The organism is Sphingomonas sp., assembly GCF_964263785.1.
GTDB lineage: Bacteria > Pseudomonadota > Alphaproteobacteria > Sphingomonadales > Sphingomonadaceae > Sphingomonas.
In genome coordinates this window covers 35,465-50,777 of sequence record NZ_CAXVWL010000120.1, presented here as the reverse complement: position 1 = coordinate 50,777, position 15,313 = coordinate 35,465, and the positions used below count along the sequence as shown (strand labels likewise).

At 68.9% G+C, this 15,313-nt stretch carries 11 protein-coding genes; 4 read left to right on the top strand and 7 right to left on the bottom strand.

Translation table 11 applies throughout. The features are described 5' to 3' along the window. The first annotated feature begins 83 nt into the window (after window positions 1-83). The 3 genes from ACE5C1_RS15675 (at window position 84) to ACE5C1_RS15665 (ending at window position 6,113) form a co-directional block, all read left to right on the top strand. Window positions 84-2,330, top strand: a complete 2,247-nt coding sequence (locus tag ACE5C1_RS15675; protein WP_374945006.1) for a TonB-dependent receptor — start codon at window positions 84-86, stop codon at window positions 2,328-2,330. A 127-nt stretch (window positions 2,331-2,457) separates the two neighbouring features. Continuing rightward, window positions 2,458-2,997 (top strand): PRC-barrel domain-containing protein, encoded by a 540-nt coding sequence (locus ACE5C1_RS15670; protein ID WP_374945005.1) that lies wholly within the window; start codon window positions 2,458-2,460, stop codon window positions 2,995-2,997. Continuing rightward, a complete protein-coding gene (locus ACE5C1_RS15665; RefSeq protein WP_374945004.1) occupies window positions 2,994-6,113 on the top strand; it encodes a helicase-related protein in 3,120 nt (1,039 codons plus the stop codon). Before ACE5C1_RS15670 ends, ACE5C1_RS15665 begins: the two co-directional genes overlap by 4 nt. Window positions 6,114-6,126: 13 nt before the next feature. Here the strand turns inward: ACE5C1_RS15665 and ACE5C1_RS15660 are convergent, their stop codons facing one another. The 6 genes from ACE5C1_RS15660 to ACE5C1_RS15635 all read right to left on the bottom strand — a co-directional run bounded on the left by ACE5C1_RS15660 (window position 6,127) and on the right by ACE5C1_RS15635 (window position 14,025). Beyond that, window positions 6,127-9,573, bottom strand: a complete 3,447-nt coding sequence (locus tag ACE5C1_RS15660) for a calcium-binding protein (RefSeq protein ID WP_374945003.1) — start codon at window positions 9,571-9,573, stop codon at window positions 6,127-6,129. A 443-nt stretch (window positions 9,574-10,016) separates the two neighbouring features. Next, window positions 10,017-10,919 (bottom strand): DUF2382 domain-containing protein, encoded by a 903-nt coding sequence (locus tag ACE5C1_RS15655; protein WP_374945002.1) that lies wholly within the window; start codon window positions 10,917-10,919, stop codon window positions 10,017-10,019. 28 nt (window positions 10,920-10,947) lie between these two features. Further along, window positions 10,948-11,577: an OmpA family protein gene (locus tag ACE5C1_RS15650; protein WP_374945001.1), complete on the bottom strand. Its 630-nt coding sequence runs from the start codon at window positions 11,575-11,577 to the stop codon at window positions 10,948-10,950. Next, on the bottom strand, window positions 11,577-11,963 hold the full coding sequence (locus ACE5C1_RS15645) for a YsnF/AvaK domain-containing protein (RefSeq protein WP_374945000.1): 387 nt from the start codon (window positions 11,961-11,963) through the stop codon (window positions 11,577-11,579). The genes ACE5C1_RS15650 and ACE5C1_RS15645 overlap by 1 nt, the downstream gene beginning before the upstream one ends. A gap of 120 nt (window positions 11,964-12,083) precedes the next feature. Next, window positions 12,084-13,064 (bottom strand): Gfo/Idh/MocA family protein, encoded by a 981-nt coding sequence (locus ACE5C1_RS15640; protein ID WP_374944999.1) that lies wholly within the window; start codon window positions 13,062-13,064, stop codon window positions 12,084-12,086. Further along, window positions 13,057-14,025, bottom strand: coding sequence for a zinc-binding dehydrogenase (locus ACE5C1_RS15635; RefSeq protein ID WP_374944998.1), 969 nt, complete (start codon window positions 14,023-14,025; stop codon window positions 13,057-13,059). Before ACE5C1_RS15635 ends, ACE5C1_RS15640 begins: the two co-directional genes overlap by 8 nt. 68 nt (window positions 14,026-14,093) lie before the next feature. On the opposite strand from ACE5C1_RS15635, the gene ACE5C1_RS15630 reads away from it, so the two are divergent. Further along, window positions 14,094-14,588 carry a DUF1003 domain-containing protein gene (locus tag ACE5C1_RS15630; RefSeq protein WP_374944997.1) on the top strand — a complete coding sequence of 165 codons (495 nt, stop codon included), beginning with the start codon at window positions 14,094-14,096 and terminating at the stop codon, window positions 14,586-14,588. 4 nt (window positions 14,589-14,592) lie between these two features. On the opposite strand, the gene ACE5C1_RS15625 is transcribed toward ACE5C1_RS15630, so the two are convergent. Continuing rightward, the gene (locus ACE5C1_RS15625) at window positions 14,593-15,189 is read right to left on the bottom strand and encodes a histidine phosphatase family protein (protein WP_374944996.1); all 597 of its coding nucleotides are present in this window, start codon (window positions 15,187-15,189) and stop codon (window positions 14,593-14,595) included. Window positions 15,190-15,313: the final 124 nt, after the last annotated feature.

Genomic DNA, 15,313 nt, shown 5'->3' with positions numbered 1-15,313 from the left:
TGGCGCGTTCTGATTCCGCCGGGCCGTGACAGGCTCCGTCGTCCCGCGCGCCGCCTGCGGCGTGCTGCGTACAGGTACATTCCATGACTCTCCATTCCCGCCTTCGCGCCTGCGCGTCGGCTATTCCCGTGCTCGCCGCCGCCACTTCAGCAACGGCGCAGACCGCCCGCCCCCCCGCCGACATATTGGTCGTCGCGCACAAGCAAGCGGAGTCGATCGAGAACGCCCCCTCCACTCGCGCCACCGTCACCGCCGCGCAGATCGCCGACACCGTCAATGCGGTGAACGTCGAGGATACGCTCAAATACCTGCCCAGCCTCGTCATCCGCAAACGCCACATTGGCGACACCCAGGCGCCACTCGCCACCCGCACCTCCGGCCTGGGGTCGAGTGCGCGCAGCCTGATCTTCGCCGATGGCGCATTGCTGTCATCGTTGATCGGTAACAACAACACCTCCGCGTCGCCGCGCTGGAGCCTGGTCAGCCCGCAGGAGATCGCGCGGATCGACGTCCTCTACGGACCGTTCTCGGCGGCGTACGCGGGCAATTCGATCGGCGCGGTGGTCAACATCACGACGCGGCTGCCCGACCGGCTGGAGGGCACGATCGTCGCGGGCACCAGCATTCAGCAGTACGACCAATACGACACCCACCGGACACTTCCGGCGTACCAAATCGGCGCGACGCTCGGTGACCGCTTCGGCCCGCTGGCGGTGTTCGGCAGCTTCAGCCGCACGACCAGCAACGGCCAGCCGCTCGCCTATGTCACGGCGTTGCGCTCCACCGCGACGAGCAACACGGCCGGCGGCTTCGACGACGTCAATCGCACCGGCCAGCCGATCCGCGTCCTCGGCGCGACCGGCTTCGAGCACCAGCGACAGGACAATGCCAAGCTCAAGCTGGCGCTCGACGTCTCGCCGTCGCTGCGGCTGACCTATGTCGGCGGGCTGTTCGTCAACGATACCGAATCGACCGTGCAGACGTACTTGAGGAACACCGCGACCGGCCTGCCCGCTTATGCCACGAGTGCCTATCCGTCGGCGGCGGGTGCGTTCTCGGGCGGGGTGTACCGCTACGACGAGCGCCACTGGAGCCATGCGCTGTCGGCGACCGGCACCGGCGCACGCTTCGACTGGCAGGTGATCGGCACGCTGTACGATTTCGCGCACGACGTGCAGCGCACGCCGACCGCCGCGCTGCCGGGTGGGTTCGCAGGCGGCGCGGGCAACATCGTGCGGCTCGACGGCACCGGCTGGGCGACGCTCGATGCCAAGGGCGCCTGGACGTCCGGCCTCGGCACGCTGAGCGCAGGCGCGCACCTCGACCGGTTCGAGGTGAACAGCCAACGCTACGCCACCGTCGATTGGCTGCGCGGCGCGCAAGGCGCGCGCAACCAGGCGTCGCAGGGCAAGACCCGCACGGCGGCGCTGTGGGCGCAGGACGAAGTCCGCTTGGCCACCCCGCTGACGCTGACGCTCGGCGGGCGGTACGAATGGTGGCGTGCGTACGACGGGTTCAACTATTCGCTGGCGCCTGCGCTGTCGGTGAACCAGCCGGCGCGCACCGCGCACGGCTTTTCGCCCAAGGCCTCGCTCGCCTACACTGCCGCACCTGGATGGACGGTGCGCGCGTCGTTCGGCAAGGCGTATCGTTTCCCCACCGTCGGCGAACTGTACCAGGCGATCACCACCGGCACCGTCCTGACCGTGCCCGACCCCAATCTGCGCCCCGAACGCGCGCTGTCGGAGGAGCTGGCGGTCGAGCATCGCAACGCCAACGGGAGCCTCCGATTGTCGCTGTTCAACGAGACGATCCGCGATGCGCTGATCTCGCAATCGGCGGTGCTGGTGCCGGGATCGTCGGCGGCGTTTACCTATGTCCAGAACGTCGACCGCACCCGCGCCCGCGGCATCGAAGCGGCGGCGCAGCAGACGCTCGGGCGGTTCGACCTGTCGGGCAGCGTCACCTATGCCGACGCCGTCACGCGCAAGGACACCGCCTTCCCCGCCGCGGTCGGCCAGCGCCTACCGTCGGTGCCGCGGTGGAAGGCGACTGCGGTCGCGACGTGGCGACCCGTCGACCGCTTTGCGCTGACCGCGGCGGCCCGCTACGCCAGCCGCAACTATGCGACGCTCGACAACAGCGACACGGTGGGGAACACCTATCAGGGCTTCTACAAATACCTTGTCGTCGATCTGCGCGCGACCGTGCGAGCGACCGACCGCTACACCTTCGCGCTAGGCGTCGATAATGCCGGCAACGATCGCTATTTCCTCTTCCACCCCTTCCCGCAACGTACCGTCCATGCGGACGTGACGGTGACGTTGTGACGCATGGCAGATTCCTTGGTGCAAACTTCGCGTCCGCGCGTTCGGAGGCGGCAACGCTCGAGAGGATGGAACGCTGGACGACATAGCCGGGTGGATCGCGCCGGTCGCGACGACGATCGCCGCGATGATGACCGCCGCCAACCTGGGCGCGCGGGTGACCGGCTGGGGGTTCGTGGTGTTCACGATCGGATCGGTGTGCTGGTCGATCGTCGGCCTGAGTACCGGCCAGACCAATCTCGTCGCGACCAACGCCTTCCTGACGCTCGTCAATTTCGCCGGCATCTGGCGCTGGCTCGGGCGTCAGCGGGTCTACGAGCAGGGTGGCGAGACCGCCAAGCAGGCGAGCCGCCGCTCGGCGGTCCCGAACCTGTTCACCGCCACCGGCATCGCCGGGATGGCGGTCGTCGACAGCGAGGGACAGCCGGTCGGCAAGGCGGTCGAGGCGCTGGTCGAATGCGCGTCGGGCAGCGTCGCCTATGTCGTCGTGGCGTCGGGTGGGGTCGGCGGCATCGCGGAGGAGCTGCGCGCGGTCAGCCGCGACGCGGTCTCCTTCGGCTGCGATCGTCTGAGACTGGCGTTCGACCAAGCGCATCTGTGTGCGCTCGCGCCGCTGGCCGCGGGCGACTGGCCCGGCGACCCCGACGAAGCGCACGGAGCGAAAGCATGACGAATATCGCTCAGACCGCGATGGCGATGGCGGCGGCGCTCGACCGCGACGACATCGTCTATCTGGCAGACGACGAGCAGCAGGCCGAGGCGCTGGCTGCCGCACTGGCGGCGATCGTGCCGCAAGCGACCGTCGTCTTCCTGCCATCGAGCGATGCGCTTCCCGGCGACACCGCGCCCGCCTCCCCCGCCAACATCGGCCGCCGCGTCGCCGCGCTGCTGACCCTGCGCCAGACCCAGGCCGCCGAGAAGCGCGCCCGGATCGCGTGCATCATGAGTGGTGAGGCCGCGGCGCGGCGCTATCCCGCGCCGCAAGCCTTCGATCTGGCGCCGCCCCGATTGACGCTGGGCGAGGCGATCGACGTCGAGGCGTTCGCCGCGCAAGTCGCGGATATCGGCTATTTCGCCGAGGACCGCGTCGACGAACCCGGCGAAGTCGCGATCCGCGGCGACGTGATCGACATCTTTCCCGCCGACGCAGGGAGCCCGGTGCGGATCGAGATCGCCGACGGCCGCATCGTCGCGATCCGCGCCTATGACGCGGTGTCGCAGCGCACCACCGACGAGCGCGAGACGCTGGCGATCGGCCGCGCCGCCGATCCGGCGCTGAGCGAGCCGGTGCCGATTTTGGGGCACCTCGCGCCCGGGCTGATCGGCCGGTCGGAACAGGCGGACGCCCGGCGCGAGCGCTTCGTGGCGCTCGCCGCCGATGCCGCCAAGCGCCGCGGCGCGACCCTCGACGCGGTCGACGCCAAGACCTGGAAGGCGGCGTGCAAGCCGTGGCGTGCACACGATTTCGACAGCGGCGACGCCGCGCCCGTGCCGCGCTTCATCGAGAAGCGCACGCCGCTGGCGGCGATGGCCCGCTTCGCCAAGCCGCTGCTCGACGAGGGCCGCGCCTTCGTCCTCGCGGGCAGCGCACGCGACCTCCGTTTTCTCCGGCCCAAGGTCGCCAAGCGGCTCGGCATCGAACTGTCCGCCGCGGCGACCTGGCAGGACATCGCCGCGCTCCCGGCGGGCGCCGCCGCCGCGCTAGACATGCCAGTCGACCGCGGCTTCGTCGATCCGGCGCGCGTCGTGATCGCCGCGGGGGACCTGCTCGGCAGCCGCGCGGTCCTGGGCCACGTCGCCGGCCCCGCCACCGACCCGTTGGCGATCATGGGCAGCGACATCCGCATCGGCGATGTCGTCATCCACGAAGATCACGGCATCGGCTGCGTCGCGGGACTCGAGCCCGCGCCTGAGCACGAGGCGGGCGAGTTGATCGCACTCGACTATGCGGGCGGCGCACGGCGGCTGGTGGCGGTGGCCGAGGCGAACCGGATCTGGCGCTACGGCGCGGATGCCGATGCGGTGACGCTCGACAAGCTCGACGGCACCAGCTGGACCAAGCGCCGCGCCGACATCAGCCGCACGATCACCGAAAGCGCGCAGGGGCTGGCCGCGCTGGCCGAGGCGCGTGCCGAGCTGACCGCACCCGCGCTGGTTCCCGACGACGCCGCCTACGAGCGCTTCGCAGGCACCTTTCCTTTCAACGAAACCGCCGACCAGGCGCGCGCGATTGCGGCAGTGCGCGACGATCTGGCGAGCGGCAAACCGATGGACCGGCTGGTGATCGGCGACGTCGGCTACGGCAAGACCGAGGTCGCGCTGCGCGTCGCGGCGATGGCGGCGCTCGCCGGGCACCAGGTCGTCCTCGCCGCGCCGACGACCGTGCTGGTCCGCCAGCATCTGGAGACGTTCCGGCGACGGTTCGAGGGCACCGGCATCACCGTATGCGGCCTGTCGCGGCTGTCCTCGGCGGCCGAGAAGAAGGCGGTCAAGGCGGGGCTTGCGGACGGTTCGGTCGGCGTCGTGGTCGGCACCGGCGCGGTGATGGGCAAGGGGGTGACCTACGCCAGACTGGGCCTGGTCATCATCGACGAGGAGCAGCGCTTCGGCGCCGCCGACAAGGCGCGGCTGCGTGGGGACGGCGGGGTGCACCTGCTCTCGCTCAGCGCCACGCCGATCCCGCGCACGCTCCAGATGGCGATGGTCGGATTGCAGCAGATGGCGGTGATCGCTACCCCGCCCGCGCGCCGCAAGCCGATCCGCACCAGTCTCGACACCTTCGACGACGCGCGTATCCGCACCGCCCTGCTGCGTGAGAAGGATCGCGGCGGCCAGAGCTTCGTCGTCGTGCCGCGGATCGAGGACATGGCGGCGATGGCCGAACGGCTCCACCGCATTGTTCCGGACCTCAGCCTGGTCCAGGCGCACGGCAAGATGCCCGCGGGCGAGATCGACGCGGTCATGGTCGATTTCGCGCGCGGCGACGGCGACGTGCTGCTGGCGACCAACATCATCGAGGCAGGGCTCGACGTACCGCGCGCCAATACGATGATCGTCTGGCGCGCCGACCGCTTCGGCCTGGCGCAACTCCACCAGCTTCGCGGCCGCGTCGGGCGCGGCAACCGCCGCGGCCAGGTGATCCTGCTGACCGACGCAGACCACCCGATCGGCGAGCGCACGATGAAGCGGCTCCGCACGCTCGCCACCTTCGACCGGCTCGGCGCAGGGTTCGAGATCAGCGCGCAGGACCTCGACATGCGCGGCGGCGGCGACCTGCTGGGGGAGACGCAGGCGGGCCACATGAAGCTGATCGGCATCGACCTGTACCAGCACCTGCTCGCACTCGCGCTCCGGCAGGTGCGCGGTGAGAATGTCGACGACTGGACGCCTGAGCTCAACATCGGAGCCGCGGGGCACCTGCCGCCGGAGTGGATACCCGAAGCCGACCTGCGCCTGGGCCTCTACGTCCGCCTCGCGCGGATCGGCGCGGACGCCGAGCTGGAAGGGTTCGAGGAGGAACTGATCGACCGCTTCGGCCCGCTGCCCCCGCCCGCCGCGGCGCTGATCTCGCGCGTCCGCCTGGGGTTGCAGGCCCGCGCCGCCCGGATCGCGCGCATCGACGCGGGCCCGGCGGCGATCGCACTGACCCCGCGCAAGGATTTCGCGGGCGATCCGGCGGCGCTGGGGCTCGTCCAGAAGGACGCGCGGTGGCTGCTCAAGGAAGAGACCGGCGACGACGACCGCGCCGAGCGCGTCGAGCGATTGCTCGAGGCGCTCGGCGAATAGCCCGGAAAAGATCCTATAACAGGAAGTCGCTCGCCTGCAGCGTCGTCGTGCCAACCAGCAAGGTGAAGTCGGCCGCCCCGTCGCCGTTGACGTCGCCGAACACGCGCGCCTGGCCGTCGACCACGGCGTAGCGCAACTCTCCCGCGCGCCCGGTGAACGCGCCGGTGCCGAGAAAGGCGAACGCCTGGTTGCCCTCGACAAAGGCATCGGCGTCGATCGCAGTGAGATCGATCCGGTCCCCGGCGGCGCCGTCGAAATCGAGCACCTGGTCCGCCACGCCCGCGCCTTCGCCGATCGCGGTGAAGACGAACATGTCCGCGCCCGCGCCGCCATACATCCGGTCCGAACCAGTGCCGCCGATCAGCGTGTCGGTGCCCGCGCCGCCGTACAGCGTATCGTTGCCCTCTGCGCCGACCAGATAATCGTCGCCGTCGCCGCCCTGCAGCTCGTCGTCCCCGGCTTCACCATACAGCTGGTCGTTGCCCGCGCCGCCGATCGCCAAGTCGTTGGCGCCGCCGCCGAGCAGGATATCCGCACCCCCGCCGCCGTCGAGGTAATCGGCCCCTTCGCCACCCTGGAGCTGATCGCCGCCCTCGCCGCCGTAGAGCTGATCGGCATCGGCATTGCCCAGCAACACGTCACCGCCCGCGCCGCCATAGAGGCGATCGGCACCCGCACCGCCGTCGAGATAGTCGCTGCCCGCATTGCCGATCAGCTCGTCGTCGCCATCGTCGCCGTAGAGCTCGGTCGAATCGGCGCCGGCGACCGCCACGTCGGCGCCGGCGCCGCCATAAATTCGGTCGAGACCGGCGCCGCCGTCGAGGTAATCGCTGCCGTCGCCGCCGAACAGCCGGTCGCTGCCCTCCTCGCCATAGAGCTGATCGTCGTCCGCGCCGCCGATGACGGTGTCCGCGCCGACGCCGCCATAGAGCTGGTCGCGTCCGGTGCCGCCGTCGATATAGTCGTCCCCATCGTCGCCGCGCGCGACATCGTCGCCGTCCTGGCCCAGGATCACGTCGCCGTCGGCCTCGCCATACAGCTGATCGGCCTCGGTGCCGCCGATCAGCGTATCCGCGCCATTGCCGCCGTAAAGGATATCGGTGCCGCTGCCGCCATCGATGACGTCGGCGCCATCCTGCCCGAAGAGCGTATCGCCGCCGTCGCCGCCGTAGAGTTCGTCGGTGCCGGTGCCGCCCAGCATCGTGTCGGTGCCCGCTTCGCCGAACACCCGGTCGTTGCCGATGCCGCCGTCGACGAAGTCGTCGCCATCGCGCCCCAACAGCTCATCGTCGCCGCCCTCGCCATAGAGCTGGTCGTTGCCGACGTCACCCGAGATCCGATCGTTGCCGACGTCGCCGTACACCCGGTCGTCACCCGCGCCGCCGTCGAGGAAATCGTCGCCCGCGCGCCCGAACAGCTGGTCGTCCTCGCTGCCGCCATACAGTTGGTCGGCATCCGTGCCGCCGACAAGCGTGTCGGCACCCGCGTCGCCGTACAGCCGGTTCGTACCCGCGCCGCCATCGAGGAAATCGGCGCCGCCGCGGCCCAGCAGGATATCGTCGCCATCCTCGCCATACAGCTGCTCGGCATCGTCGCCGCCGATCAGCGTGTCGTTGCCCACGCCGCCGAAGAGCCGGTTCGCGCCCGCGCCGCCGTCCAGCGTGTCGCCGTCGTCGCCGCCGAACAAATCGTCGTTGCCGTCGCCGCCATAGAGCTCGTCCGAGCCCGCCCCGCCGACCAGCGTATCGGTTCCCGCATCGCCGTAGACGCCGTCGTCGCCCGCGCCGCCGTCGAGAAAGTCGTCGTCCTCGCGGCCGTAGAGCTGGTCCGCATCGTCCTGCCCGTAAAGCTGGTCGGCGCCGGTGCCGCCGACCAGCGTATCGAGACCCACGCCGCCGTAGAGCCGGTCGGCATCGACGCCGCCCTCGACATAATCGTTGCCCGCATCGCCGTAGAGTTCGTCCGCGCCCGCCCCGCCGAACAGCTGGTCCGCGCCTGCGCCCGCGACGATGGCATCGGCACCGCCCAGACCCGTCAGGACGTTGTCGCCCGCATTGCCGTAGATCGCCTGCGCGAAGTCGTTGCCGGTGAGAGACACCGCGGCGGTGCCCGCGGCGCTGAAGGTCGCGAGCACCTCGACAGCGGCGTCGACGCCCAGCGTGTAGCTGCCGACCGCGGCAACGATATCGGTCCCCTCGCCCGCGCGCTCGACGACGACGTCGCCCGCATATACCCGGTACACATCGTCGCCAGCGCCGCCGATCAGCGTATCGCCGCCACCCGCGCCATAGAATTCGTTGCCAGCCGCGGTGCCGGTGAGCGTGTCGGCGCCCCCGGTGCCGAGCAGGGCGTTGATCTGGAAAATGCGCCCCTTGATGCCGACGTCCGGATCGCCGCCCGCGCCGCTGCTATCCTGCCAGGTGATGAAGACATGCCCGTCGCGCAAGGACACGATTTCCGGCGCGGTTTGATTGCCGGCCGGTGCGTCATTGACGACGAACACATCGCCGACCGCCAGCGCATCCGCGCCGAACAGTTGACCCCGAACCCCCAGCGTCGAATTGGCTTCGGCGACGTCGAAGGTGACCAGGAATGCGTCGCCGAGGGCTGTCACTTCCGGGCGTGCGGAGCCGACCGGGACGGGAACGATCTGCAACGGCCCCACCTGCGCGCCGTTCGAGTCGAAGCGTTGCACCGAGACACCGCCGGATCCGGCATAAGCCACCACGAAACCGCCCGACTGCAACACGGCCACGCTGGGATCGGCGGAGGCGCCTGGTGCTACGAAAAATACCGGTCCCGCCGTTCCGGCAGCATCGACGATCCTTCCCTCAAGCGTATTGTTGCCAAAGATCGTGACGATCTTGCCACCGGAAAGCGGCGCGCTGTCGAGCAGCACCGGCCCTGCCCGTTGTGCAATCACGGTCGGAGCAGAGGTGATCGTTCCCGTGTCGGAGACGAAGCCGGCCTTGACCGAATAAATGAAGTTTCGAGTGGAGAACGTGGGTTCACGCTCGGCCCATGTGACGCCGAAGCCAGCGCCCGGAACGTCAACGATACAGATATCCATCGGCGTTCCGTTGCCGAGGTTACCGGAGGTCGTAGGCAGGCTGAAATCCGAACCGACTTGTACGCCCGAGTTGTCGTATATGCGGCCAACGATCCTCGGATCGCCTGGCACGGTATAGGCGACCGCGAAACCTCCCGTGTCGAGTGCGGCCACCGACGTCATTTCGATGTCGCTGACCTGACCGGTAGGATCGATAAGAAACTCTCCGCCGATCTTTGCACCGCTGGCATCGAGAATTTGCGCTTTCAGGTCGCCGCCGTTCTCGGCGCTGCGCCAGACTACCGCGATGTTGCCGTTCGTGAGCCGCGCCGTGGAAGGCGTAGATTGGGCGCCCGCCGTGACCGTGTTGATGAGGAATTCCGACGCGATCGGTTCTACGGCTGCGGCCATGATTGTCCTCCTTGAACGCATGGGCGCTTACCTGCCCATAGGTCTAACGGATAGAGTAGACGGAGATATACGATTTCGCGACGTCACTGACGAGGACATCAAACCAAGCCGCCCTGCTTCGCCCCGTAGTCGCGCGTCCGCTTTGTGCCTCGGATCGCGCCAAGTTGCGATGACTGAGGAACTGAAATGGGGGCAGCGCGCCGCTACCCTCGTAATCGAACGCCGCCGCGTTGTCCCAATTCTATCCCGTTCCCCGGTGTGTGCCGCACCGCGTCGATACCGAGTCCGGCTCTCAACAGACCACGCCGACGCCGCCCAAATCGACCGCTCCGGCGTTGCGGATCGGCGGGCTCGCAAACAAAAACGGGAGGCACTCTGGGGTGCCTCCCGTCTTCCCGCTCTGCGATCTCGCGCCGGGCCTTGCCGGCACGAAGCGTCCCGGATCAGCGACGCGTGTCGGTCGTCCCGAAGGTCGAGTCCCTCTTGGTATCGACGTCGGTGTCGCGGTCGATGTCGACTTCGGTCTTGCGGACCGTGTCGGACACCGTTTCGGTCCGCTCGTCGGCGGTCTTGGAGACCACCACTTCCTCGACGACGCGTGCATTCTTGCCGACCACGGCTTCTTCGCCGGTCGCCGTCATCGCGATCGTCCGCTCGCGGAACGCGTCGCCATCGGCTGCCGAAAGCGGCTGATCGACCGCGCGACGCTCGACTTTGACGCGCTCGTTGCGCAGGCGGATCTGCTCGGACACCGGCGTCTCGGTGACATAGGAGCGCACGCGCACCCCGCCGCGATCGACGTCGCGCTTGCCGACGACCAGGTTCTCCTCGACGATCGGGATCACCTCTTCGCGATCGTTGCCCCGCGTGCCCAGGTTCGTGTCGCGATCACGGTCGAGATCGCGGTCGTCGTCGCCCTTGCCGAAGCCGCCGAACGCCGATGCAGTGCCCAGGCCTGCGCCGGTTGCCGCGCCCGTTGCCGGATAGTCCCAGCCCTGCGAGCGCCACTGGCTCGAACGGTCGTCGATGTCGACCGAATTGGCCTCCTCCAGGACGCGCACCGCCTCGTCGACGCAATCGTCGTCCACATCGGCGGTCAGCAGCGCGCCGCCGCGGCGAATGCCTTCCTCATAGGTGTGGCGATCCTCGTCGGGGGCGAAGGCGTTCTTGATCGAATCCCAGATGCCGCGATCCTCGTGGGTGGAATAGCTTTGCTCGTTATAGCCTTTGCTCGACTTGTCGTGGACATGGACGTTGTCGGCATCGACGCGCGCGCTCTTCAGGCGATCCTTGGCGGCTTCGGCTTCGGCGCGGGTATCGAACAGGGCGGTGATGGTGCTGGACATGGGTCTTCTCCTGCGGGTTGTGGTTTGATTAACGTGCGGTGACGACGAGCTCGGTGCGGCGGTTCTCGAAGCGGCCGCCGGCGGTCGAATTCGTGTCGACAGGGTCGGTTTCACCGCCCGTCGTGGTCTCGATCCGGCTACCGTCGATGCCCTTGGCGACGAGCGCCGCCTTGATGGAATCGGCGCGCGCCTTGCCGAGCGCCATGTTGGCGGCGTCGGTCCCGCGCGCGTCGGCATAGCCGGCGATGCGGATCTTGGCGGTGCCATATTGCTTCAGCACACCGGCCACCTGGTCGACCTCGGCGGCATCCGCGGCACGAACCTCGCTCTTGGCGGTGTCGAAGTTGAGCTTTTCGAACACGAACGTTCGCGGTGCGGGCTCGTTGCCGGCCAGGTACGTGCCCAGACCAGCGGTACCGGCCAGCGCGTCGGCCTTGGGCGCGTTCGGAGTTTCCGCGACGACCGCGTCCGAGGTGTTGGCGGCGACCGGCACGACCGCGGCACTATCGTTGCGATTGCAGCGGCTGAGCGCAAAGAGCAACGCGAGCAGCCCGAGCGCGAGCAGCAGCCAGGGCAGCCAGTTGAACCCCTTGTCCTTCTTCTCGATGTGGATGTGATGGGGGGCGCCGTCGGGCCTGGTGTCGTTGGGATCGGCCATCAATGTTCCTCCTGTGGATTCAGATCTTCACGCGTCACCTCGACGTGCATGCGGCGCAGCGTCGTCGGCAATTCGACCTGCTCGGTGCGCGTGGTGCGCCGCAGGTGCAGCTCCTCGACCACGAACAGCCGCTTCTCGACGACCAGCCGCTCCTCGAACACGGGAACGATCGTCACGTCGCCCTCGGTGCGGATCGCCGGCGCCGCATCGACCTCGCGATCGACGGCGACGCGGGTCACCTCGACATGCTCGTGATTGAGCATTTCGCGGATCAGCACATCCTCGACGACGGGCGACGTCCGCACGGAGACGCGCTCGGTCTCTGCACTACGCTTGGTGACGTGCGCCTGTTCTTCGATAATCGGAATGACGCGATCGTTGGGCATGGCTGACCTTGCAGTTCGGCCCGCTCAACCACTCGGTGGCGAAATTGTGTCCCACCGTTGCACACCCGCAACGACAATAGATGGTGAGCCGCTACCAACCACCCTGGTATGTCGCGGCGGTCAGCTTGCGTAGATGCGGTCGAGCACCCGCGCGACGGTGACCAGGTGCTCGCACCCCGCGTCGAACCGCTCCCCCGCGGCGAGCCGTCGGGCCCAGTCGATCGCGGCACGCCCGCCCCAATCGTCAGGGGGCGACACCAGCACCTCGGAGCCGGTTCCGCGATGATGCTCGGCGCGGAAGTCGTAGAACGATCCGTCGACGTTGCGCAGCGCAGCGCCGCCCGCATCGCCGAAAAAGCTCGCCGAAATCTCCGCGTCACGACCGACGCTGGCACGCCACGAACAGGTCAGCCGGATCGCGGTGCCGTTCGCCAGCGTGATCGTCGCCAGCGCGAAATCCTCGACCTGGTCGCCCGCAAGCGGCTGCCCCCCTGCAAAAAGGTTCGACGTCACGTCCACCACCTCGGGAAAACCGAGCGTCCACAGCGCCAGGTCGACCAGATGCACGCCCAGGTCCATCACGCACCCGCCGCCCGACTGCGCCCGGTCGTAGAACCACGGCTTGTCGGGCCCGTAGGCGTTGTGGAACACCAGATCGACCGCATGGATGTGGCCGAGCGCTCGCCCGCGCACCAGTTCGGCGATCCGCGCCATCCCCGCGGTGAAGCGGTAGGAGAAATCGACCGACAGCAGCCGGTCCGCGCCTCGTGCCGCAGCGACCACCGCGGCGGCCTCGTCGGCCGATCGCCCGAGCGGTTTCTGGCAGAACACCGCCGCCCCCGCCTCCAGCGCCCGGATCGACTGCGCGGTGTGGAGCGCACTCGGCGTCGCGATCACCACCCCGTCGGGCTTGAGCGCCAGCATGTCGTCGAGCGATGCGACCAAAGTGGCGTCTGGCGCGAGCGCGTGCGCCTGCGCCGCCGTCTCTGCCGAAGGATCGCCGATCGCAACCGCCTCGACCACGCCGGTCGCCAGCATCGCCTCCATCCGGTGGCGGCCGATCCACCCCGTCCCCAGGAAGGCGACCCGCGGCTTATTCATACGTCACCAGCGCCTTCACGAACCCATCGGGCTTGTCGCGCGTCGCCTCGATCGCCTCGGCCACCCGCGCGAGCGGATAACGGTGGGTATAGAGCGGCGCCGGGTCGATCCGCCCGCTCGCCACCGCGTCCACCGCCTCGCGCAACCCCCGCATGTTCACCGCGGGATCGCGCTCGTGCGCGTTGATCACGTCGATCCCCTTCCAGTTCCACATCTGCATGCTCACCTGCCGCGGCCCGTCCTGGTGATAGCCCGCGACGATCAGCTTGCCGCCATAGCCGACCAGCTCGCCCGCCAGATCGAGCGGCCATTGCTTGCCGACCGCCTCGATCACCCGCTCGCACAATCCTTCGCCGGTGATCGCCTTGACGTCTTCGATGATCCGGTAGTGGTCGTCCATCACGATCGTCTCGGCCGCCCCGAACGCGCGCGCCAGGTCGAGCGACGATTGGCGCCGCGAGATCGCGATCACCTGCGCCCCCGCGTCGGTCGCGAGCCGGGTCAGCACCGCGCCCAGGAAGCCGATGCCGACGATCGCGACAGTCTGCCCGGCGTGGATGTCGGCGCGGCGAAAGATGTTCATCGCGCACCCCAGCGGCTCGCCTGGAAACGGCTTGCCCGCCATCTCGGGCGGCAGCACGGCCACCGCATCGGCCGCGGCGATGTCGTATTCGGCAAAACTCCGCCCGGCGAGCGTCGCGACCCTGTCGCCGATCATTACCCCGGTCACCCCGTCGCCGACCGCGTCGATCACGCCCCAGCCCTCGTGCCCCAGCCCGCCCGCGTCGCCGGGAAAGGTCGACCACGGCTGCCCTTCGTAGGGCTCTACGTTGGACGCGCACACGCCGCATCCCTCCAGCCGCACGCGCACCTCGCCCGCACCCGGCTCGGGTCGCGCGACCTGCGTCACCGCCATCGCCGCGGGGCCGTTCAGCACCGCGGCCTGCATCGTCTCGGTCAAGCAAGGAACCTTTCGTCAAAAATCCGGCTTAGCGGGTGATGGCAGCCGCCGACCAGCCCCCGCCGGGCATGACCCGCACGCTCGAGGACAATATCGAGCGGCTCGCCGCGCGCCGGCGCCAGACCGCCGCCGCCGCGCCGGTCAGCGAGCGGGTGTCCGACGCGATCACCGCCTTCGCTGGATCGATGCCGTTCGTCGTGCTGCACCTCATTGTCTTTGGCGGCTGGATCCTCGTCAATCTCGGCTGGCTGCCGATCGCAAAGCCGTTCGATCCGAGCTTCGTGATGCTGGCGATGATCGCGTCGGTGGAAGCGATCTTCCTCTCCACCTTCGTCCTCATCAGCCAGAATCGCATGGCCGCGGTCGCGGATCGCCGCGCCGACCTCGACCTCCACATCAATCTGCTCACCGAACACGAACTGTCGCGGCTGACCACGTTGGTCGCCGGCATCGCGCGCAAGCTCGACGTCGATATCGACGCCGCGGACATCGGCGAGATCGAGCGCGACGTGCAGCCCGAACGCGTCCTCGACGCGATCGAGGCGGCGCCGACCCGCAACTGACGGGTCACGCGCACGCCACGTTCAGCGTCACCAGCCGCGCGCCCCAGTCTCCCCACACGACCCGCGTCACCGATGCCGGCGCGATATCGAAGCGCAGCAGATGGTCGAGCGACAGCCCCAGCACATGCGCCACCGCGGCACGGATCATGTCGGAATGGCTGACCACCGCCACCGTCTGCCCGTCCGCCTCACGCGCCACGTCGCCCAGCGCGCCGACGATCCGCGCCTGCGCTTGCCGCATCGTCTCGCCACCGGGAATGCGCGCGGTGCCGCGACGGGCGTTCCACGCGTCCCATGCGGGATCACCGTCCAGCTCCGCCATCGCCCGCCCAGTCCATTCGCCCATGTCGATCTCGACGAGCGCCGCGACGGGCTCGGCGCGCAATCCGCACGCGGCGGCGATGGCGTCGGCGGTCTCGCGCGTCCGCTCGAGCGGGCTGCACATCGCCCGGTCGACCCGCTCGCGCGCCAGCCTTGCTCCCAGCCGCGCCGCCTGATCGCGACCGGCCGCGCTTAGCGGCACGCCGTCGAGCCGGCCCGACAGCAGGCGGTCGAGATGGACATGCGCGGCATGCCGGATCAGAAGGAAGTCAGTCGCCACGCGTCGCTCAAGCCTCAAAATTGCGCCGCCACAACACCGCTTGCAGCTTCTATGTTCCTGATGCCATAGAGAGGAACAAAGATGAAGAAGGCCGGTTACGCAGCCGTGACGACAGCCGACGACG

What these genes read in the sequence shown, in the direction of transcription:
- ACE5C1_RS15640 (WP_374944999.1), bottom strand. Translation starts at nt 13,064, where the DNA reads ATGAATAAGCCGCGGGTCGCCTTCCTGGGGACGGGGTGGATCGGCCGC.
- ACE5C1_RS15660 (WP_374945003.1), bottom strand. Translation starts at nt 9,573, where the DNA reads ATGGCCGCAGCCGTAGAACCGATCGCGTCGGAATTCCTCATCAACACG.
- ACE5C1_RS15675 (WP_374945006.1), top strand. Translation starts at nt 84, where the DNA reads ATGACTCTCCATTCCCGCCTTCGCGCCTGCGCGTCGGCTATTCCCGTG.
- ACE5C1_RS15650 (WP_374945001.1), bottom strand. Translation starts at nt 11,577, where the DNA reads ATGGCCGATCCCAACGACACCAGGCCCGACGGCGCCCCCCATCACATC.
- ACE5C1_RS15665 (WP_374945004.1), top strand. Translation starts at nt 2,994, where the DNA reads ATGACGAATATCGCTCAGACCGCGATGGCGATGGCGGCGGCGCTCGAC.
- ACE5C1_RS15655 (WP_374945002.1), bottom strand. Translation starts at nt 10,919, where the DNA reads ATGTCCAGCACCATCACCGCCCTGTTCGATACCCGCGCCGAAGCCGAA.
- ACE5C1_RS15670 (WP_374945005.1), top strand. Translation starts at nt 2,458, where the DNA reads ATGACCGCCGCCAACCTGGGCGCGCGGGTGACCGGCTGGGGGTTCGTG.
- ACE5C1_RS15645 (WP_374945000.1), bottom strand. Translation starts at nt 11,963, where the DNA reads ATGCCCAACGATCGCGTCATTCCGATTATCGAAGAACAGGCGCACGTC.
- ACE5C1_RS15630 (WP_374944997.1), top strand. Translation starts at nt 14,094, where the DNA reads ATGACCCGCACGCTCGAGGACAATATCGAGCGGCTCGCCGCGCGCCGG.